Origin of the sequence: Kosakonia sp. WA-90 (genome assembly GCF_039871955.1) — a bacterium.
Classification (GTDB): domain Bacteria; phylum Pseudomonadota; class Gammaproteobacteria; order Enterobacterales; family Enterobacteriaceae; genus Kosakonia; species Kosakonia oryzendophytica.
Genome location: NZ_JBDPLJ010000004.1, coordinates 229,164 through 249,870, shown reverse-complemented (window position 1 = coordinate 249,870; position 20,707 = coordinate 229,164). Strand labels below are relative to the sequence as shown.

The following is a 20,707-nucleotide window of genomic DNA, read 5'->3' as shown; positions in this document are numbered from 1 at the left end:
CGGGCCGCTCACTCTCCAGCCGGAGGCGCGTTTTGACGCCCTCCGGCTTTTTTACACCGTAAACCCTAACATCATCCCGGTATCTTCATGCTCCAGCAGATGGCAGTGCGCCATATAAGCATGCTCTTTTGGCGCGTCATGCTGGAAGCGAACTAACACTTCACTGCGTGCCCCGTAGACATTCACGGTATCTTTCCAGCCCGCACGATGCGCCGCAGGCGGTTTCCCGTTTTCTGACAGAATACGGAACTGGGTCCCGTGAATATGGAAAGGGTGCAGCATCATGTCGCCTTCGCCCGAGATGACCCAACGTTCGTACTGCCCTTTTTGCGCCGCAAACGCCGGTGTGGTCATATCGAAGGCTTTGCCGTTGATCCGGTTGGCAGAGTGGAAATCAAACCCACCGTTACCGTGGTTCATCGCACCATGATCACTCTTCATTCCGCCATGGTTCATCTGACCATGATCCATTTGCATCGAGCCCATCTGCCCGTGGCTCATCGGCATATTCCCGCTCTGGGTATGGTTCATTTGCCCATGGCCCATCATCATGCCGGCCATTGCCGCGTCACCGTACTTCTGTTGTAACGCCTGCATCCCCATCATATCGAGCATCGGGTCCATCGACAGTTGCAGCGTCCGTTGTGTTAACCCTTCGAGCGGTGGCAATGCGGGCAACAATGCGAGCTTATCGGGCAATATGCCGGAAGCGGTGACCTGCAACGGCTGAATACGCAGCACCGGCTGCGGCTGGTCAAACGGCGCAACCGTCATCCCCATCTGCTGTACCGGCAGCGTAACAATATCGAAGGGCGTACCGTCGCTGATATCCACTAATACCTCGAACCGCTCCCCCATCAACATCGGTAATTCATTGACCTTGACAGGTTCACTTAGCAAACCGCCGTCGCTCGCTATCACATACAGCGGGCGTTTATCGCTGGCGGCAACATTAAGCGAACGCGCATTGCAGCCATTGAGCAAACGCAGACGTAACCAGCCTCGTGGTGCGGCATGCTGGGGATACACAGCGCCATTAGTCAGTAAGGTATCGCCAAACCAGCCCACGGCTGCGCTCATCACATCAAGCTGATAATCAATTTGCCCCTGCGCGGTAAATCTTTTGTCCTGCATAATCAGCGGAACATCGTCAATGCCCCACTGTTGCGGCAGGCGCAGTTGGCGAAGCGTATCATCTTCAATCAGTACCAGCCCGGCGAGCCCCATCGCCACCTGGCGACCGGTTTTACCGTGTTGATGTGGGTGGAACCAGCAGGTTGCCGCCTGTTGCGTAGGGGTAAAGGTTACCGTACGGCTACCACCGGGTTTGATTACCCCTTGCGGCCCGCCATCAACCTCCCCTGCAACTTCAACGCCGTGCCAGTGCACGGTGGTCTCTTCGGCCAGTGTATTACGGATCTCAACTGTAACGGCGCGGCCCTGACGGAGCTGAAGCGCAGGCCCAAGCAGTGAGCCGTTGTAACCCCAGGTGGTTGCAGATTTACCGCCGAACAGGGTTTCCCCTGCGTGTACCGTAAGCTGAATACGGTTTTGCGCATCGGGACTGAGCAGTGGCGGGACGGGAAGTGTCGGGCGTTCAGCGGCAAACAGCGATCGGCTCCACAGTGGCAGCGCGCTCATTACGCCTAACGCGGCGGAATATTTCAAAAAATCACGGCGTTGCATGGGCATTTCCTTATCAATTGCAGGCGATATTTTGAGCATAAACCCTCCCCCTGCCGGAAGGTCAAGAAATCAGATAATAATAAATATCGTCGCCCTATCAGGACTGTGCTAACGTTTAAATTCCGTTACGCCGTGGTAGAAATAATGAAGACGTTTTTCAGAACAGTAGTCCTCGGCAGCCTGCTGGCTGTCTCCGCAAACAGTTATGCGCTAAGTGAATCCGAAGCTGAAGATATGGCCGATCTGACGGCCGTGTTTGTATTTCTGAAAAACGACTGCGGCTATAACAACTTGCCTAACGGGCAGATCCGTCGCGCACTGGTCTTTTTCGCCCAGCAAAACCAGTGGGATCTCAGCAACTATGACACCTGGGATATGAAATCGCTGGGTGAAGATAGCTACCGCGACCTGAGCGGCATCGGTATTCCTACCGCCAAAAAATGTAAAGCCCTCGCTCGCGACTCCCTTAGCCTTCTCGCCTACGTTAAATAATCGTCCCCTGTTCCATCTTGCTTCTGGCCGCGCTGCGACACGAAGCAAGACGGGATAACGGTGATATTCTGACCGTGCAACCACGGTCAGAGTTAGCTATGATGTTGCGCCCATTTTCGCGGTGTTAACAAAGGAGCAACCTATGGCCGACAACCCCGTGTGGCACGAAACCCTGCATGACCACTTTGGTCAATACTTTGCCGTTGATAACGTGCTGTATCACGAGAAAACCGATCATCAGGATCTGGTCATCTTCGAGAACGCCGCGTTTGGTCGCGTAATGGCGCTGGATGGCGTTGTTCAGACCACCGAACGTGATGAGTTCATCTACCACGAAATGATGACCCATGTTCCGCTGCTGGCTCATGGTCATGCAAAAGATGTGTTAATCATCGGCGGTGGCGATGGCGCCATGTTGCGTGAAGTCTCGCGCCATAAAAATATTGCCACCATCACCATGGTGGAAATCGACGCCGGCGTCGTCTCTTTCTGCCGTCAATATCTGCCGAATCACAGCGCCGGGGCGTATGACGATCCCCGTTTTCAGTTGGTGATCGACGATGGCGTCAATTTTGTTAACCACACCCGCCAGACATTCGACGTGATCATTTCTGACTGCACCGATCCTATCGGTCCGGGGGAGAGCCTGTTCACTTCCGCCTTTTATGAAGGCTGTAAACGCTGTCTGAACCCGGGCGGGATTTTCGTGGCGCAGAATGGCGTAAGCTTTCTGCAACAAGAGGAGGTCACCGGCAGTTATCGCAAATTGAGTCACTATTTTAGCGACGTCAGTTTTTATCAGGCAGCGGTTCCGACCTATTACGGCGGCATCATGACGTTTGCCTGGGCGACGGATAACGAAGCATTGCGCCACCTCTCAACCGGGATCATCGCCGCCCGTTTCCATACTGCCGCAATAACCTGCCGTTACTATAATCCGGCGATTCATACCGCGGCTTTCGCCTTGCCACAATATGTGCAAGACGCCCTGTCTTCCTAAGGAGGTGATGAAAATTGAAAAAGCTGAAGCTGCATGGCTTTAACAACCTGACGAAAAGCCTGAGTTTTTGTATCTACGACATCTGCTACGCCAAGACGGCGGAAGAGCGTGACGGCTACATTGCCTATATTGATGAACTCTATAACGCCAACCGTCTGACAGAGATCCTGAGCGAAACCTGCAATATTATCGGTGCTAATATCCTGAACATTGCCCGCCAGGATTACGAGCCGCAGGGCGCGAGCGTGACCATTCTGGTGAGCGAAGAACCCGTCGACCCGCAGCTTATCGATAAAACCGAACACCCAGGCCCGCTGCCGGAAGCGGTGGTCGCGCATCTGGATAAGAGCCATATTTGCGTCCATACCTACCCGGAAAGCCATCCTGAGGGAGGTTTGTGCACATTCCGCGCCGATATCGAGGTCTCCACTTGCGGCGTTATCTCTCCGCTCAAAGCGCTGAATTACCTGATCCACCAGTTAGAGTCAGATATTGTCACGGTCGATTACCGCGTGCGCGGCTTTACCCGCGACATTAATGGCATGAAGCATTTTATCGATCATGAGATTAATTCGATTCAGAACTTTATGTCTGATGACATGAAATCACTGTACGACATGGTGGATGTGAACGTTTATCAGGAAAATATCTTTCATACCAAGATGTTGCTTAAAGAGTTCGATCTTAAGCACTACATGTTCCATACCAAACCGGAAGACCTGACTACAGAAGAACGCAAAGAGATCACAGAAGCGTTGTGGAAAGAGATGCGCGAGATCTACTACGGCCGCAATATTCCAGCCGTATAACCTGCGACGGAGCACGGAGGCTCCCTTAACTATCGCTGTTTCAGGAATTCGCGATAGGCGGCCACCACCTGAAGAAAATCCTCTACGCCGCACAGCGACAGGCTCTCTTCATCGTAATAGCTCATCCCTTCTTCCATCTCATCGCCGGAAAATTCGAGCTGGTTGGCGCGCACCATCACCTCTTCACCATCCATCCACAGCGTATATTCATGCCCAGCACGTTGCCAGGAGCGCTCGCTGCCCTTCACCGTTTTCGCCGCCTGCTCCACTTCATCCAGTAAGGCCAGGTTCTCTTTCACTTCTTCATTAAACCAATGCCCGACAGCTTCGTGGCCCATCGACATTCGCACCTTCACCATGCCGGTGACATCACGCAGAAATTCGTAATCCATAATCGCTTCCTCCTGCCGGCCTGATGGCCCGCCTATGCTGTAATTATCGCAGCACACTGCCAGAAAAAAAGCGTACTAACGGGAAGCAACGAAAAATATCCGTGCGAAAGCGCTTCGCCTGCGCAGAAATCATCCGTCGGGTTGCTGTGGCGCAGAAGACGCATAATGATGGCGGCGATAGCCGCGTTTTCGACATGTCAGTCATCGACATTTGATGCGCTTAAAAAGCGATTTTTTGCAGCGCGAGGGGAAAGAAAAAAGCCACCCCGAAGGGTGGCTCTGGTACTCAGACCGCGGTCTGGAAAATCACACCATCTGCTTTCTCAGTGTACTGATTAAGCTGGTCGAAGTTCAGGTAGCGGTAGGTGTCTGCAGCGGTTTTATCCACCTGCGACATAAAGTTAAGGTACTCTTCCGGCGTCGGCAGTTTACCGGTCAGCGCAGCAACTGCTGCCAGCTCCGCAGATGCCAGGTAAACGTTCGCCCCGGTACCTAAACGGTTCGGGAAGTTACGCGTAGACGTGGATACCACAGTCGAACCGTCCGCCACACGCGCCTGGTTACCCATGCACAGGGAGCAGCCCGGGATCTCAATGCGCGCACCGCTCTTACCGAACACGCTGTAATACCCTTCTTCCGTCAACTGTGCGGCATCCATACGGGTCGGCGGCGCAACCCACAGGCGGGTCGGCAGCTGGCCTTTATGGCTGTCCAGCAGTTTACCGGCGGCACGGAAGTGGCCGATGTTCGTCATGCAGGAACCGATAAAGACTTCATCGATGCTCGCACCCTGCACGTCTGACAGCAGACGCGCGTCATCCGGATCGTTCGGCGCACAGAGGATCGGCTCTTTGATGTCCGCCAGATCGATGTCGATGACCGCCGCGTACTCTGCGTCAGCATCGGCTTCCAGCAGTTGCGGATCCGCCAGCCATTTTTCCATGCCCTGTACGCGACGTTCCAGCGTACGACGATCGCCGTAGCCTTCGGAAATCATCCACTTCAGCAGCACGATGTTCGAGTTCAGATACTCGATAATCGGTTCTTTATTCAGTTTGATGGTGCAACCGGCAGCCGAACGCTCAGCAGAGGCATCCGTCAGCTCAAACGCCTGCTCGACTTTCAGATCCGGCAGACCTTCGATTTCGAGGATGCGGCCAGAGAAGATGTTTTTCTTCCCTTTCTTCTCAACGGTCAGCAGGCCTTGTTTGATGGCATACAGCGGGATGGCATGCACCAGATCGCGCAGGGTAATACCCGGCTGCATTTTGCCTTTGAAGCGCACCAGCACAGACTCCGGCATATCCAACGGCATAACGCCAGTGGCGGCAGCAAACGCCACCAGGCCAGACCCCGCCGGGAAGGAGATACCGATCGGGAAACGGGTATGCGAGTCACCACCGGTACCGACAGTATCCGGCAGCAGCATACGGTTCAGCCACGAGTGGATTACGCCGTCGCCAGGACGCAGGGAAACACCGCCACGGTTCATAATGAAGTCCGGCAGCGTATGATGTGTGGTCACATCCACAGGCTTCGGATAGGCCGCCGTGTGGCAGAAAGACTGCATCACCAGATCGGAAGAGAAGCCCAGGCATGCCAGATCTTTCAGTTCATCACGGGTCATCGGACCGGTGGTGTCCTGAGAACCCACGGAGGTCATTTTCGGTTCGCAGTAAGCACCTGGACGGATACCGGCCACGCCGCAGGCGCGACCTACCATTTTCTGCGCCAGCGAGTAGCCGCGGCTGCTTTCCGCCACGTCTTTCGCCTGACGGAACACATCACTGTGCGGCAGACCCAGCGCTTCGCGCGCTTTGGTTGTCAGCCCACGACCGATGATCAACGGGATACGGCCACCGGCGCGCACTTCGTCGATCAACACGTCGGTTTTCAGCTCAAAGCTGGCCAGCAGTTCGCCGGTTTCATGGTTGCGAACTTCACCTTTGAACGGATACACGTCGATCACGTCGCCCATGTTGAGGCTGTTCACATCCACTTCGATAGGCAGCGCACCCGCATCTTCCATGGTGTTGAAGAAGATAGGCGCAATTTTACCGCCGAGCACCAGACCGCCGCCGCGCTTGTTCGGCACGTTCGGAATGTCATCGCCCATAAACCACAGTACGGAGTTGGTGGCGGATTTACGGGAAGAACCGGTACCGACTACATCGCCGACATAGGCCAGCGGGAAACCTTTTTTCGCCAGCGCCTCGATCTGTTTGATCGGGCCAACAACGCCTGGCTGATCCGGCTCAATGCCTTCACGGGCGTTCTTCAGCATCGCCAGCGCGTGCAGCGGGATATCCGGGCGGGACCAGGCATCCGGTGCCGGAGAGAGATCATCAGTGTTGGTTTCGCCGGTAACTTTAAATACCGTCACGGTGATTTTGTCGGCCAGTGCCGGACGGCTCAGGAACCATTCTGCGTCGGCCCAGGATTGCAACACCTGTTTCGCGTAGGCGTTGCCCGCTTTGGCTTTCTCTTCCACATCGTAGAAGTTGTCGAACATCAGCAGCGTATGGGACAGCGCTTTAGCGGCGATCGGCGCAAGTTTGTCGCTATCCAGCGCATCAATCAGCGGGTGAATGTTATAACCGCCCTGCATAGTGCCCAGCAGTTCAATGGCTTTTTCAGGGGTGACCAGTGGGGAGGTGGCGTCGCCTTTAGCGATGGCAGCAAGGAAACCCGCTTTGACATAGGCGGCTTCATCAACGCCTGGCGGGACACGGTTAGTCAGCAGATCAATCAGGAATTCTTCTTCGCCAGCAGGCGGGTTTTTCAGCAGCTCGACAAGGCCTGCCATTTGGGTTGCATCTAATGGTTTTGGCGCAATCCCCTCAGCGGCACGTTCAGCTACGTGCTTACGGTATTCTTCTAGCACGACGGTTCTCCTCGCTCTCATTGTCATAATGCGGCAGGCGTTTCTCTTCACTCTCCTGTGAGACAGCAGTTTGTAGGGTAAATCCGCGAACCGCGTTCGGCAGCATAGCAGGATTTACGGGGGGTGTTAATCTGTTTACAAAAAAGCAACATAAAAAATTGGCTGAATCGTTAAAGGCGGAATAAAGCAGAGGACAGGCGGTTTTTAGGGAACAGAATCGACGGCATAAAAAACAAAAAACGGCCCCAAAGGACCGTTTTTATGACGTTATTGTGACAGCGTTCGTAGCAAGGAAACCACATTGTTGCGTGTGTATTGCTCCGGGTTAACGGTCTGATCAACCAGTTCTCCCATCACATATTTTTTCACCGTTTCGCGGTTATTCACCTGCTCGTGATGCCCCACACTCGCCAGTTGCCCACGCGCGGTGTAATTGAGGGTAGTACTGCTCTCGTCATCATTTTCCAGCAAGTGGTAATAGTAGTTCTGCGAGGACTTCATGCCGTTCAGCGACAGCGGGAAAGAGGGGTCTAGCGCTTGATGCCAGGCGGCGCTGGTATGGCTTCGCGCGGTCTGCTTCAGGGTTTTTGACCCATCACTGGCGACGGCCTCTTCAGTCGTTTGCGAAGCCTGGTAGGAAAAACGATCTTTCTCTTCTTCATGCAGCGGGTTGATGGATTTTTCCGTTTGCGTCAGTGATAAAGAGAAGTCATTCAGCCCGCTTAGCTGCGATTTACCATTGTCGCCGACGCGAATATCCGCCACGCCCACTTTTAATGACTCATCGTTTGCCGTCGTGGTATTTAACGCGCGGAATACCGACTTCAGCGCTTCCATCTGCGCCCGATCACCGTGACCGGCAATGCGCGCTTTATCAAACTTGCTGTCGTAGGCATTCAGCGCACTTTGCTGCTGTGCATAGTCGCCAGACAGCCCGGATTGAGAAAGATCGCTGCTCATCTTCAGCGAGAAATCCTTATCTTCATAGGCTATCCAGCGCTCTTTCATGTCCGCATGGAAATTGAGTGATTGCAGCGATGTGTCGCCAGTACGCATATCCGTTTTTAAATCCACGGATTTGAGCACACTGCTATCAAACTGCGTTAACCCCTTCACGTCGACTTCAGGCGGGTTGCGGCCCAGCCCTGATAACGTTTTTTGCAACGACTCACCCAGTTTGGCGACAGCATCAGCTTCGTCATCATTCAGACTGTCGCCTTCCGTTTTGACCTCCACCGCCATGCCATCGTCCTGCTGGGTCATGATCAGATGAACGGTGGAGCCAGATTGCGTGACGATATCCAGCGTGATGGCGGATTCATTTCCACCACTCCCGTTCATCGCGACGCCGGAGAGCGCCTGGGTGAAATCGGCGCGATTTTCTTTCAGGTTACTGAGCAGCACGCTGCCCAGACTGCCAAATGCGGAAACAGAGTTGCTCCCCTTTGCAGACTGCATCAATTCCTGGATTGTGGCATTGTTTTGCAGAGAGGGACTGGCGCTGATTTTCTTTGGCGACAGGCTATATACTGCGGCGATTTCCGCGGTCTGGCTGCCAAACATCACTTTTGCCGATGCCGTTGCACCCGCAGAAGTGGTGTTACTGCTGGCGGTACGCGCCGAGGTGTTCACTGTGGACGATGGGGTAACACGCGCCGCAGAAGAGAGCGACGATAGGTTGAGGCCGTTGATCATGACGATAAAACTCCTTCTCTCGCCGGGAATGGTCGACAGAGGGTAATATCGGCAAAATCTGCGTAATATTTATACCCTGGCAGTGAAAGTCTCTACCCGCTCACGAAAACGGCGCAAAAAAAACGCCTCCGAAGAGGCGCTTTAACGTGGCGAAAATTTATTTTTTCTTCGCTTTCGGGTTCGGCAGGTCAGTGATGCTGCCTTCGAACACTTCTGCCGCCAGCCCCACGGATTCGTGCAGGGTCGGGTGAGCATGGATGGTCAGCGCGATATCTTCAGCGTCGCAACCCATTTCGATCGCCAGTCCGATTTCGCCCAGCAGCTCACCGCCGTTGGTACCGACAATCGCGCCACCGATAACACGGTGCGTCTCTTTGTCGAAAATCAGTTTGGTCATACCGTCTGCGCAATCAGAAGCGATAGCACGACCAGACGCTGCCCACGGGAAGGTGGCAGTTTCGTAGCTGATGCCTTTCTCTTTCGCTTCTTTCTCGGTCAGACCCACCCATGCCACTTCCGGCTCGGTGTAGGCGATAGACGGGATAACTTTCGGATCGAAGTAATGTTTCTTACCGGCGATAACTTCGGCGGCCACGTGGCCTTCGTGCACGCCTTTGTGCGCCAACATTGGCTGACCGACGATATCGCCGATAGCAAAGATGTGCGGCACGTTGGTACGCAATTGTTTATCAACACGGATAAAGCCACGGTCGTCCACTTCCACGCCGGCTTTACCTGCGTCGAGGTTTTTACCGTTCGGCACACGGCCGATGGCCACCAGCACGGCATCGTAACGCTGCGCTTCAGACGGGGCCTTTTTGCCTTCCATGGAAACATAGATACCGTCTTCTTTCGCTTCAACGGCGGTCACTTTGGTTTCCAGCATCAGGTTAAATTTCTTGCTGATGCGTTTGGTGAAGACTTTAACGATATCTTTGTCAGCAGCCGGGATAACCTGGTCGAACATTTCAACCACGTCAATCTCTGAACCCAGCGCATGGTACACGGTACCCATTTCCAGACCGATGATACCGCCACCCATAACCAGCATACGCTTCGGTACGGATTTCAGTTCCAGTGCGTCGGTGGAGTCCCATACGCGTGGATCTTCATGCGGGATAAACGGCAGTTGAATCGGACGGGAGCCCGCCGCGATGATTGCATTGTCAAAGTTGATCACGGTTTTACCGTTTTCGCCTTCAACTTCCAGGGTGTTCGCCCCGGTGAATTTACCCAGACCGTTAACCACTTTAACTTTACGGCCTTTCGCCATCCCCGCCAGACCGCCGGTCAGCTGAGTGATAACTTTCTCTTTCCAGGTACGAATTTTGTCGATATCGGTTTTCGGCTCGCCAAAAACGATGCCGTGTTCAGCCAGCGCTTTGGCTTCTTCGATAACTTTTGCTACGTGCAGCAGCGCTTTAGAAGGGATACAACCCACGTTCAGACACACACCGCCAAGGGTGCTGTAACGTTCAACGATGACGGTTTCCAGACCTAAATCAGCGCAACGGAAGGCAGCAGAGTAACCTGCCGGGCCTGCCCCAAGTACCACGACCTGAGTTTTGATTTCAGTACTCATCATGACCTCTTATTGATTTCCGGCGGTCAGGGGTACTTCATGTCGCCCTTCATCCACCGGGACGTTCTATCCGCCCGCAGTTTACAAAAATGTTAACAATTTTGAAACAACAAACGGCAAACGATTTGTCCTTTGCCCCTGATAACCCCATAAGCAGTATGAGATTAGCAGAAAAAAGCCGGCCGTCAGGCCGGCTTTTTCGATTACATCACCAGACGGCGGATGTCAGACAGCATGTTATTGATGATGGTGATAAAGCGCGCACCATCCGCACCGTCAATCACACGGTGGTCGAAGGAGAGCGAAATTGGCATCATCAGACGCGGTACGAACTCTTTACCGTTCCAGACCGGCTCCATGGCTGATTTGGAGACACCGAGGATAGCCACTTCCGGCGCGTTAACAATCGGCGCGAAGTGGGTAGTACCCAGGCCACCGATGCTGGAGATGGTGAAGCAACCGCCCTGCATTTCGCCAGCAGTCAGCTTACCGTCACGCGCTTTTTTCGAGATCACCGTCAGTTCACGTGACAGCTCAGTGATGCTCTTCTTGTTCACGTCTTTAAAGACCGGAACAACCAGGCCGTTCGGGGTATCCACCGCCACACCAATGTTGATGTATTTTTTCAGCGTCAGACGCTGTGCATCTTCAGACAGCGAGCTGTTGAAGCGCGGCATTTGTTCCAGTGCAGCAGCGACCGCTTTCATGATGAAGACAACCGGGGTGAATTTCACATCCAGTTTGCGCTTCTCAGCTTCGGCATTCTGCTGTTTACGGAACGCTTCCAGATCGGTGATATCGGTCTTATCGAAGTGCGTAACGTGCGGGATCATCACCCAGTTACGGCTCAGGTTAGCGCCAGAAATTTTCTGGATACGACCCAACTCGACTTCTTCGACTTCGCCAAACTTGCTGAAGTCCACTTTCGGCCACGGCAGCAGACCCGGCAGAGAACCACCGGTTGCGCCGGCAGCAGGTGCAGATTCAGCGCGTTTAACCGCGTCTTTCACATAATTCTGAACGTCTTCGCGCAGGATACGGCCTTTACGACCGGTGCCTTTCACTTTCGCCAGATTCACACCGAATTCGCGCGCCAGGCGACGGATCAGCGGAGTGGCATGGACGTAAGCATCGTTTTCTGCGAAGTCGGATTTACCTTCTGCTTTCGCCGGAGCGGCAGCCGGTTTCGCCGCCTGAGCAGCCGGGGCCGGGGCAGCGGCAGCAGGTGCAGCAGCCGGAGCCGCAGCAGGCGCAGCGCCTTCCACATCGAATACCATGATCAGAGAGCCAGTGGAGACTTTGTCGCCCACGTTCACTTTCAGCTCTTTCACGGTGCCTGCGAACGGTGCCGGAACTTCCATCGAGGCTTTGTCGCCTTCTACGGTGATCAGCGACTGCTCAGCGGAGACTTTGTCGCCCACTTTCACCAGCACTTCGGTCACTTCAACTTCATCGCCGCCGATATCCGGTACGTTGACGTCTTTCGGGCCAGACGCAGCGGCCGGTGCGCTCGCCACAGCCGGAGCTGCCGCTTGTGCCGGAGCCGCAGCCGGTGCTGCATCCGCAACGTCGAAGATCATGATCAGCGAGCCGGTAGAGACTTTATCGCCGGTGTTGATTTTGATCTCTTTTACGGTGCCCGCGAACGGTGCCGGAACTTCCATCGACGCTTTGTCGCCTTCAACGGTGATCAGGGACTGTTCTGCAGCCACGGTATCGCCGACTTTCACCAGGATCTCAGTGACTTCAACTTCGTCACCGCCGATATCCGGGACGTTAACTTCTTTGGCTGCCGCAGCGGCCGGGGCTGCTGCTGGCGCGGCGTCTTTCTTCTCTTCTGCCGGAGCAGGTGCAGCGGCTGCTGCACCTTCGGCGGAATCGAAAATCATGATCAGTTTGCCGGTCTCGGTTTTGTCGCCAACAGAGACTTTGATCTCTTTAACAACGCCAGCCTGCGGAGACGGGACTTCCATAGAGGCTTTGTCGCCTTCTACGGTGATCAGCGACTGTTCAGCTTCAACTTTGTCGCCCACTTTGACCAGGATCTCGGTGATTTCAACTTCATCAGACCCGATGTCCGGTACATTGATTTCGATAGCCATTATCTCTTTACCTCTTACGCCAGACGCGGGTTAACTTTTTCTGCATCGATGTTGAATTTGGTGATGGCTTCCGCTACCACTTTCTTGTCGATTTCGCCACGTTTAGCCAGTTCGCCCAGTGCTGCAACGACCACGTAAGAAGCATCAACTTCGAAGTGGTGACGCAGGTTTTCACGGCTGTCGGAGCGACCGAAGCCATCCGTACCCAGTACGCGGTAATCATCAGCCGGTACATAAGTACGAACCTGCTCGGCGAACAGTTTCATATAGTCAGTAGACGCTACAGCCGGAGCATCGTTCATCACCTGGGCGATGTACGGTACACGCGGGGTTTCCAGCGGGTGCAGCATGTTCCAGCGTTCACAATCCTGGCCATCACGCGCCAGTTCAGTGAAGGAAGTTACGCTGTAGACGTCAGAACCGACGCCGTAATCTTTCGCCAGGATCTGTGCTGCTTCACGCACGTGACGCAGAATAGAACCGGAGCCCAGCAGCTGAACTTTACCTTTGCTGCCTTCAACGGTTTCGAGTTTGTAGATACCTTTACGGATACCTTCCTCGGCGCCTTCCGGCATCGCTGGCATGTGGTAGTTTTCGTTCAGCGTGGTGATGTAGTAGTAAACGTTCTCTTGTTTTTCACCGTACATACGCTCCAGGCCATCGTGCATGATGACAGCCACTTCGTACGCGTAAGACGGGTCGTAAGAGATACAGTTCGGAATAGTCAGCGATTGAATGTGGCTGTGACCATCTTCGTGCTGCAGACCTTCACCGTTCAGGGTGGTACGACCGGAGGTACCGCCAACCAGGAAGCCGCGAGCCTGCTGGTCGCCTGCCTGCCAGCACAGGTCGCCGATACGCTGGAACCCGAACATGGAGTAGTAGATGTAGAACGGAATCATCGGCAGGTTGTTGGTGCTGTAAGAGGTCGCAGCCGCCAGCCAGGATGCGCCAGCACCCAGTTCGTTGATACCTTCCTGCAGAATCTGACCTTTTTCGTCTTCTTTGTAGTAAGCAACCTGCTCACGGTCCTGCGGGGTGTACTGCTGACCGTTCGGGCTGTAGATACCAATCTGACGGAACAGACCTTCCATACCGAACGTACGCGCTTCATCGGCAATGATCGGAACCAGACGATCTTTGATCGATTTGTTCTTCAGCATCACGTTCAGGGCACGAACGAAAGCGATAGTGGTGGAGATCTCTTTGTTCTGCTCTTCCAGCAGCTGAGAGAAGTCTTCCAGAGCCGGCAGATCAAGTTTCTCGGTGAAGTTCGGCTGACGTGACGGCAGGTAGCCTTTCAGCGCCTGGCGACGTTCGTGCAGGTATTTGTGCTCTTCAGACCCTTCCGGGAAGGTGATGTAAGAGAGGTTTTCAACCTGCTCGTCGGTGACAGGTACATTGAAACGGTCGCGGATATAACGCACGCCGTCCATGTTCATTTTCTTCACCTGGTGAGCGATGTTTTTACCTTCTGCGGTATCACCCATGCCGTAACCTTTGATGGTGTGGGCGAGGATAACGGTCGCTTTACCTTTGGTTTCACGCGCTTTTTTCAGTGCAGCGTAAATTTTCTTCGGATCGTGGCCGCCACGGTTAAGCGCCCAAATCTGATCATCAGTCCAGTCAGCAACCAGCGCTGCGGTTTCCGGGTATTTGCCGAAGAAGTGCTCACGCACGTAAGCGCCGTCTTTGGATTTGAAGGTCTGGTAGTCGCCGTCAACGGTTTCGTTCATCAGTTGGATCAGTTTGCCGCTGGTGTCTTTACGCAGCAGTTCGTCCCAACGGGAACCCCACATGACTTTGATTACGTTCCAGCCAGCACCGCTGAAGATGCCTTCCAGTTCGTTGATAATTTTGCCGTTGCCGGTAACCGGGCCATCAAGACGCTGTAAGTTACAGTTGATGATGAAGCACAGGTTGTCCAGTTTTTCACGGGTTGCGATGGTGATAGCGCCTTTAGATTCCGGCTCATCCATTTCACCGTCGCCCAGGAAAGCGTAAACGGTTTGTTCAGAGGTATCTTTCAGGCCACGGTGTTCCAGATATTTCAGGAATTTCGCCTGGTAGATAGCGCCAATCGGGCCCAGACCCATGGATACGGTCGGGAACTGCCAGAATTCCGGCATCAGTTTCGGGTGCGGGTAAGACGACAGCCCTTTACCGTGAACTTCCTGACGGAAGTTATTCATCTGCTCTTCAGTCAGACGACCTTCCAGGAACGCACGCGCGTAGATGCCCGGAGAGATATGGCCCTGGAAGTACACCAGGTCGCCGCCGTCTTTCTCGTTGCGGGCACGGAAGAAGTGGTTGAAGCAGACTTCATAAACAGTCGCAGAAGACTGGAAGGAAGCCATGTGGCCGCCCAGTTCGAGGTCTTTTTTGGACGCACGCAGAACGGTCATGATTGCGTTCCAGCGGATAGCTGAACGAATACGGCGTTCCAGTTCCAGATTGCCCGGGTATTCCGGTTCATCTTCAACGGCAATAGTGTTTACATAGTTGCTCGCCCCTGTGCCAGCTGCCACTTTCACGCCGCCTTTGCGGGCTTCAGAAAGGAGCTGGTCAATCAGATACTGAGCACGCTCAACACCTTCTTCACGGATGACCGATTCGATCGCCTGTAGCCAGTCGCGAGTTTCGATCGGATCCACGTCATTTTGGAAACGTTCTGACATGGGGGGTATTCCTTATCTATCTAATACGTTGATTTGTCTGGAACCTGTCCCATTGCATTCTCATCATGACTGAACAACAAAAGTGCAATAAGACAGGTTCTGCGTTTAGTTGCCGCGCGCTAAAGTTTGGCGCTGGTGTTACAACTCTTCCGGTACAAACTGCACCAGAAAATATTAATTCTTTCTCTGCTCCAACCGACGAAGCGAGCGTTCACGACGACTCTGCTCGCGGCTGCGATCCAGCAAAATCTCTTCAATAAACGCCAGGTGACGATGCGACGCTTCGCGCGCTTCTTCCGGTTGCCCGGCCATGATCGCCGCGAAAATACTGGAACGGTGACTGCTAACCAGCGGGAGCATCTCACGGCGTGCGTACAGCAATTCGAAGTTCTGACGAACGTTTTGCGCCAACATGGGCTCCATGCAGCGTAGCAGATGCAGCAGCACCACATTATGCGCCGCCTCGGTGACGGCAATTTGATACTGCACGACAGCATCGGACTCAGCATCCAGATCGCCCGACTGCTGCGCCAGCTCAATCGCCTGATGCAGTTCGCCAATACGTACTTTGTCTTCATCAGTGCTACGGAGCGCGGCGTAATAGGCGGCAATGCCTTCCAGCGCGTGGCGAGTTTCAAGCAGGTCAAACTGGGATTCGGGATGATCGGTCAGGAGCTCGACCAGCGGGTCGCTAAAGCTCTGCCACAGACTGCTCTGGACAAAGGTTCCACCACCCTGACGACGAAGCAGCAAACCTTTCGCTTCGAGCCGCTGGATGGCCTCACGCAGTGAAGGACGAGAAACATCGAACTGTTTAGCCAGCTCGCGCTCTGGAGGCAATTTTTCGCCGGGACGTAATGTCCCTTCAAGAATCAAAAACTCCAGTTGTTGCTCAATCACATCGGAGAGTTTTGGTTGGCGGATTTTACTGTAGGCCATTGTTCCTTGTCTCTACCATTCGCCCAGAGTCAATTGGTCTTACCAATTTCATGTTCGTGACGCTAAAGTAACAAAGTATTCACCTTATGTCCATACAGGTTTTGATTGAAATCAGGAAACCACGCACATTTTAACAATGTTACAGAAATGACGTTTCAAAGATGTAACCTTGCACAAATGACCCGTTTACCACGAAAGAGGCAGTTTTAACTTTCTTGAAACGATAATTAAGGCATGTGAACCGATTCAGTTAATAAATAAATGAATTTATATTCACATAAATTGCATAATTTATTAGTTTTACTTAAGAATGGTTACAGGCGGGTTACTGACAAATGGTTTCTTTTTCACCAGGTCGTCATTAGACCTTCATAAAGCAGATGCATTCCCCGGCGCTTACCACTATTCTGAGCCATACGAAAGGGATGGACGAAAATTCGCTTCAACATTTCGTAAACTAAAAACTACAAAAAATGGAATTTATCGCTTACACGCAAACGACAGCGTATACATAACAACCACACACGAGGTTTCATAATGGAAGGTCAACAGCACGGCGATCAGCTAAAGCGCGGCCTTAAGAACCGCCATATACAGCTTATCGCGCTGGGCGGTGCTATCGGGACTGGCCTGTTTCTGGGTAGCGCGTCAGTCATTCAGTCCGCGGGTCCGGGTATTATTCTGGGCTACGCCATTGCCGGTTTTATTGCATTTCTGATCATGCGTCAGCTCGGTGAAATGGTCGTGGAAGAGCCGGTTGCCGGTTCATTCAGCCATTTTGCCTACAAATATTGGGGGAGCTTTGCCGGTTTTGCTTCCGGCTGGAACTACTGGGTGCTCTATGTGCTGGTGGCCATGGCGGAACTGACCGCGGTGGGTAAATACATTCAGTTCTGGTGGCCTGAGATCCCAACGTGGGCTTCCGCTGCCGCCTTCTTCGTCATCATTAACGCCATTAACCTGACCAACGTAAAAGTGTTTGGGGAAATGGAGTTCTGGTTCGCCATCATTAAAGTCTTCGCTGTGGTCGCCATGATCGTCTTCGGCGGCTGGCTGCTGTTTAGCGGCAGCGCCGGCCCGCAAGCGACCGTGCGTAACCTGTGGGAACAGGGCGGCTTCCTGCCGCACGGTTTTACCGGACTGGTGATGATGATGGCTATCATTATGTTCTCTTTCGGCGGCCTGGAACTGGTGGGTATTACCGCCGCTGAAGCCGACAATCCGGAACAGAGCATTCCCAAAGCCACCAATCAGGTCATCTACCGCATTTTGATCTTCTATGTGGGCTCGCTGGCGGTACTGCTCTCGCTGCTGCCGTGGACGCGCGTAACGGCGGATACCAGCCCGTTTGTGCTGATCTTCCATGAACTGGGCGACACGTTTGTAGCCAATGCATTGAATATTGTGGTACTGACCGCTGCACTGTCGGTGTACAACAGCTGCGTTTACTGCAACAGCCGTATGCTGTTCGGTCTTGCGCAACAGGGTAACGCACCGAAAGCGTTGCTCTCTGTGGATAAACGCGGCGTGCCAGTGAACACCATTCTGGTCTCAGCGGTCGTGACGGCACTGTGCGTACTGATCAACTACCTGGCGCCTGAGTCAGCATTCGGTCTGTTGATGGCGCTGGTGGTATCCGCACTGGTGATCAACTGGGCGATGATCAGCCTCGCGCACATGCGTTTCCGCCGTGCGAAACAGCTGCAAGGTGTGACGCCGCGCTTCCCGGCGCTGTTCTACCCGTTAGGCAACTGGATCTGCCTGCTGTTTATGGCTGCGGTGCTGGTGATCATGCTGATGACCCCAGGTATGGCTATCTCGGTATGGCTGATCCCGGTATGGATTGTGGTTCTTGGCGTGGGTTACATGCTCAAACAGAAAAACGCTAAAGCCGTAAAAGCCCATTAATCCTTATCCTCTTACCCCTTTCCCGCCCGGGAGAGGGGTATTATCACTGTGTTACCTTCCTCACACTTTCTTTTACATAGCCATTTTGTCCATCACTGCGACCTTATCCTGCTGCGCAAAGTCAAATTTCCAGGCAAATAATTCTTCCACATCTCAATGGGAGAAGCGGCAATGGACAACAATAAGCTGTCTGTTAAAGAGAAGATTGGCTATGGCATGGGCGATGCCGGATGTAACATCATTTTTGGCGCCATCATGTTGTTTGTTAACTACTTCTACACGGATATCTTCGGCCTCGCCCCTGCACTGGTCGGGGTATTACTGCTGTCGATTCGTGTAATTGATGCGGTGACAGATCCTTTAATGGGTGCCCTCGCCGACCGTACGCAAAGTAAATATGGACGTTTTCGCCCATGGCTGCTGTGGATAGCTTTGCCGTATGCCGTTTTCAGCGTATTAATGTTCACCACCCCCGACTGGACCTATAACAGTAAGGTGATCTACGCGTTTATCACCTACTTCCTGCTGTCGTTGACCTATACCGCGATCAACATTCCCTACTGCTCCCTGGGCGGTGTGATCACCAACGATCCGAAAGAGCGCGTTGCCTGTCAGTCGTACCGTTTTGTGATGGTCGGTATCGCTACCCTGCTGCTCTCTTTGACGCTGCTGCCAATGGCAGAATGGTTCGGCGGTGCAGACAAAGCCAAAGGCTACCAGATGGCGATGACGGTGTTGGCATTCATTGGTATGTGTATGTTTTTGTTCTGCTTTGCCACCGTGCGGGAACGTATTCACCCGGCAGTTCCCACCAATGACGACCTGAAAAAGGACTTCAAAGACGTGTGGAAAAATGACCAGTGGGTGCGCATTTTGTTGCTGACGCTGTGTAACGTTTGCCCCGGCTTTATCCGCATGGCGGCAACCATGTACTACGTCACCTGGGTGATGGGAGAAAGCACCCATTTCGCTACTTTATTTATCAGCCTTGGCGTGGTGGGCATGATGTTCGGCAGTATGCTGGCGAAAGTGCTGACTGACCGCTGGTGCAAACTGAAAGTCTTCTTCTGGACCAATATCGTGCTGGCTATTTTCTCCTGCGCGTTCTACTTCTTTGACCCACACGCCACGACGCTGATTGTGGTGCTCTACTTCCTGCTGAATATCCTGCACCAGATCCCCTCACCGTTGCACTGGTCGTTAATGGCTGACGTGGACGATTACGGTGAATGGAAAACCGGGAAACGCATTACCGGCATCAGCTTCTCCGGTAACCTGTTCTTCCTGAAAGTGGGGCTGGCGATAGCCGGCGCAATGGTAGGCTTCCTGCTCTCGTGGTATGGCTACGACGCAGGCGCCAAACAGCAAAGCGACACGGCAATTAACGGCATCATGCTGCTCTTTACCGTGATCCCTGGCGTCGGTTACCTGATCACGGCAGGCGTCGTCCGTTTACTGAAAGTCGACCGCGAAACGATGAGACGGATTCAGGACGATCTGGAAAAACGCCGGATTAACTACCATGAACTGACCGAACGTCAGCATGTGCCGTCTGGTGACAACGTAAGGAAAGCATAATGCGCACCTGGCCAAACCCGTTTATTGAACAACGCGCTGACCCGTATATTCTCCGCCATGACAATGTTTACTACTTTATCGCCTCGGTGCCGGAGTATGACCGGCTGGAAATCCGCCGCGCCAGTACGCTGGAAGGGCTACGCCAGGCGGCCGGTGTGGTGGTATGGCGTAAACCGCAGACAGGGCCAATGAGCGAGCTTATCTGGGCACCGGAGCTGCATCATATTGATGGGAAATGGTATCTCTATTTTGCCGCCACATGGACGAAAGCGCTTGATGAGCTGAACATGTTCCGACATCGCATGTTCGTCCTGGAGTGTACCGACGCCGATCCGCTAACCGGTCGGTGGGTTGAGAAAGGTCAGGTAAAAACGCCGTTTGATACCTTCGCGCTGGACGCGACCACCTTTGTCCATCAGGGGAAACGCTGGTATCTGTGGGCGCAAAAAGCGCCGGATATTGCGGGTAATTCGAACCTCTATCTGGCGGAAATGGAAAATCCGTGGACCCTCAAAGGCGAACCGGTGATGTTAAGTAAACCGGAGTTCGACTGGGAGTGCAGGGGTTTTCTGGTGAATGAAGGCCCGGCGGTACTGTTCCACGGCGACAGGCTCTTTATCAGCTACTCCGCCAGTGCCACCGATGAAAATTATTGTATGGGACTGTTATGGATTGATATCGCGGCCAATCCACAGGATCCGGCCAACTGGCATAAAGCGCCGCAGCCGGTATTCAAAACCAGCTATGAAAACCATCAGTATGGCCCCGGGCATAACAGCTTTACACAGACGCCGGAAGGGGAAGATGTGCTGGTATACCACGCACGCAATTACACCGACATCGAAGGTGACCCGCTCTACGATCCAAACCGCCATACCCGCCTGAAGCTCGTTCGTTGGCAAGAAAATGGGATGCCTGACTTCGGCATCCCACCTGCGGACCATGCATGATACGACGGCGCG

The 20,707-nt window shown here is 53.6% G+C and carries 14 protein-coding genes; 6 read left to right on the top strand and 8 right to left on the bottom strand.

The annotated features are described in order from the left end of the window. Positions 1-51: 51 nt before the first annotated feature. Positions 52-1,686, bottom strand: coding sequence for a multicopper oxidase CueO (gene cueO, locus ABGA49_RS10025; RefSeq protein ID WP_347665504.1), 1,635 nt, complete (start codon positions 1,684-1,686; stop codon positions 52-54). Positions 1,687-1,830: 144 nt separating this feature from the next. Here cueO and ABGA49_RS10020 point away from each other — a divergent pair, with 144 nt between their 5' ends. The 3 genes from ABGA49_RS10020 to speD all read left to right on the top strand — a co-directional run bounded on the left by ABGA49_RS10020 (position 1,831) and on the right by speD (position 3,987). Continuing rightward, entirely contained in the window at positions 1,831-2,178 is a 348-nt protein-coding gene (locus tag ABGA49_RS10020; RefSeq protein ID WP_061497638.1) for a YacC family pilotin-like protein, read from the top strand. Positions 2,179-2,320: 142 nt separating this feature from the next. After that, positions 2,321-3,178, top strand: a complete 858-nt coding sequence (speE, locus tag ABGA49_RS10015; protein ID WP_061497640.1) for a polyamine aminopropyltransferase — start codon at positions 2,321-2,323, stop codon at positions 3,176-3,178. 14 nt (positions 3,179-3,192) lie between these two features. Then, a complete protein-coding gene (gene speD / locus ABGA49_RS10010; RefSeq protein ID WP_061497642.1) occupies positions 3,193-3,987 on the top strand; it encodes an adenosylmethionine decarboxylase in 795 nt (264 codons plus the stop codon). A gap of 29 nt (positions 3,988-4,016) precedes the next feature. On the opposite strand, the gene yacL is transcribed toward speD, so the two are convergent. From yacL to pdhR, 7 genes are all read right to left on the bottom strand, one after another. Next, positions 4,017-4,379 (bottom strand): protein YacL, encoded by a 363-nt coding sequence (yacL, locus tag ABGA49_RS10005; protein ID WP_061497644.1) that lies wholly within the window; start codon positions 4,377-4,379, stop codon positions 4,017-4,019. Positions 4,380-4,665: 286 nt separating this feature from the next. Continuing rightward, complete coding sequence (gene acnB / locus ABGA49_RS10000; protein ID WP_088237395.1) at positions 4,666-7,263, bottom strand: bifunctional aconitate hydratase 2/2-methylisocitrate dehydratase; 2,598 nt, start codon at positions 7,261-7,263, stop codon at positions 4,666-4,668. A gap of 267 nt (positions 7,264-7,530) precedes the next feature. Further along, a complete protein-coding gene (locus ABGA49_RS09995) occupies positions 7,531-8,958 on the bottom strand; it encodes a hypothetical protein (RefSeq protein WP_082794186.1) in 1,428 nt (475 codons plus the stop codon). Positions 8,959-9,115: 157 nt separating this feature from the next. Continuing rightward, the gene (gene lpdA, locus ABGA49_RS09990; RefSeq protein WP_061500180.1) at positions 9,116-10,540 is read right to left on the bottom strand and encodes a dihydrolipoyl dehydrogenase; all 1,425 of its coding nucleotides are present in this window, start codon (positions 10,538-10,540) and stop codon (positions 9,116-9,118) included. Between the two features lie 203 nt (positions 10,541-10,743). Continuing rightward, positions 10,744-12,642, bottom strand: coding sequence for a pyruvate dehydrogenase complex dihydrolipoyllysine-residue acetyltransferase (aceF, locus tag ABGA49_RS09985; protein ID WP_347665503.1), 1,899 nt, complete (start codon positions 12,640-12,642; stop codon positions 10,744-10,746). Between the two features lie 14 nt (positions 12,643-12,656). After that, positions 12,657-15,320, bottom strand: coding sequence for a pyruvate dehydrogenase (acetyl-transferring), homodimeric type (gene aceE, locus ABGA49_RS09980; protein ID WP_061497649.1), 2,664 nt, complete (start codon positions 15,318-15,320; stop codon positions 12,657-12,659). 174 nt (positions 15,321-15,494) lie between these two features. After that, positions 15,495-16,259, bottom strand: coding sequence for a pyruvate dehydrogenase complex transcriptional repressor PdhR (gene pdhR, locus ABGA49_RS09975; RefSeq protein WP_061497651.1), 765 nt, complete (start codon positions 16,257-16,259; stop codon positions 15,495-15,497). A 534-nt stretch (positions 16,260-16,793) separates the two neighbouring features. On the opposite strand from pdhR, the gene aroP reads away from it, so the two are divergent. The 3 genes from aroP to ABGA49_RS09960 all read left to right on the top strand — a co-directional run bounded on the left by aroP (position 16,794) and on the right by ABGA49_RS09960 (position 20,695). Next, positions 16,794-18,167: an aromatic amino acid transporter AroP gene (gene aroP / locus ABGA49_RS09970; RefSeq protein ID WP_088237393.1), complete on the top strand. Its 1,374-nt coding sequence runs from the start codon at positions 16,794-16,796 to the stop codon at positions 18,165-18,167. Between the two features lie 171 nt (positions 18,168-18,338). Then, positions 18,339-19,745: an MFS transporter gene (locus tag ABGA49_RS09965; protein ID WP_061500183.1), complete on the top strand. Its 1,407-nt coding sequence runs from the start codon at positions 18,339-18,341 to the stop codon at positions 19,743-19,745. Then, a complete protein-coding gene (locus ABGA49_RS09960) occupies positions 19,745-20,695 on the top strand; it encodes a family 43 glycosylhydrolase (protein WP_347665502.1) in 951 nt (316 codons plus the stop codon). The genes ABGA49_RS09965 and ABGA49_RS09960 overlap by 1 nt, the downstream gene beginning before the upstream one ends. The last annotated feature ends 12 nt before the right edge of the window (positions 20,696-20,707 follow it).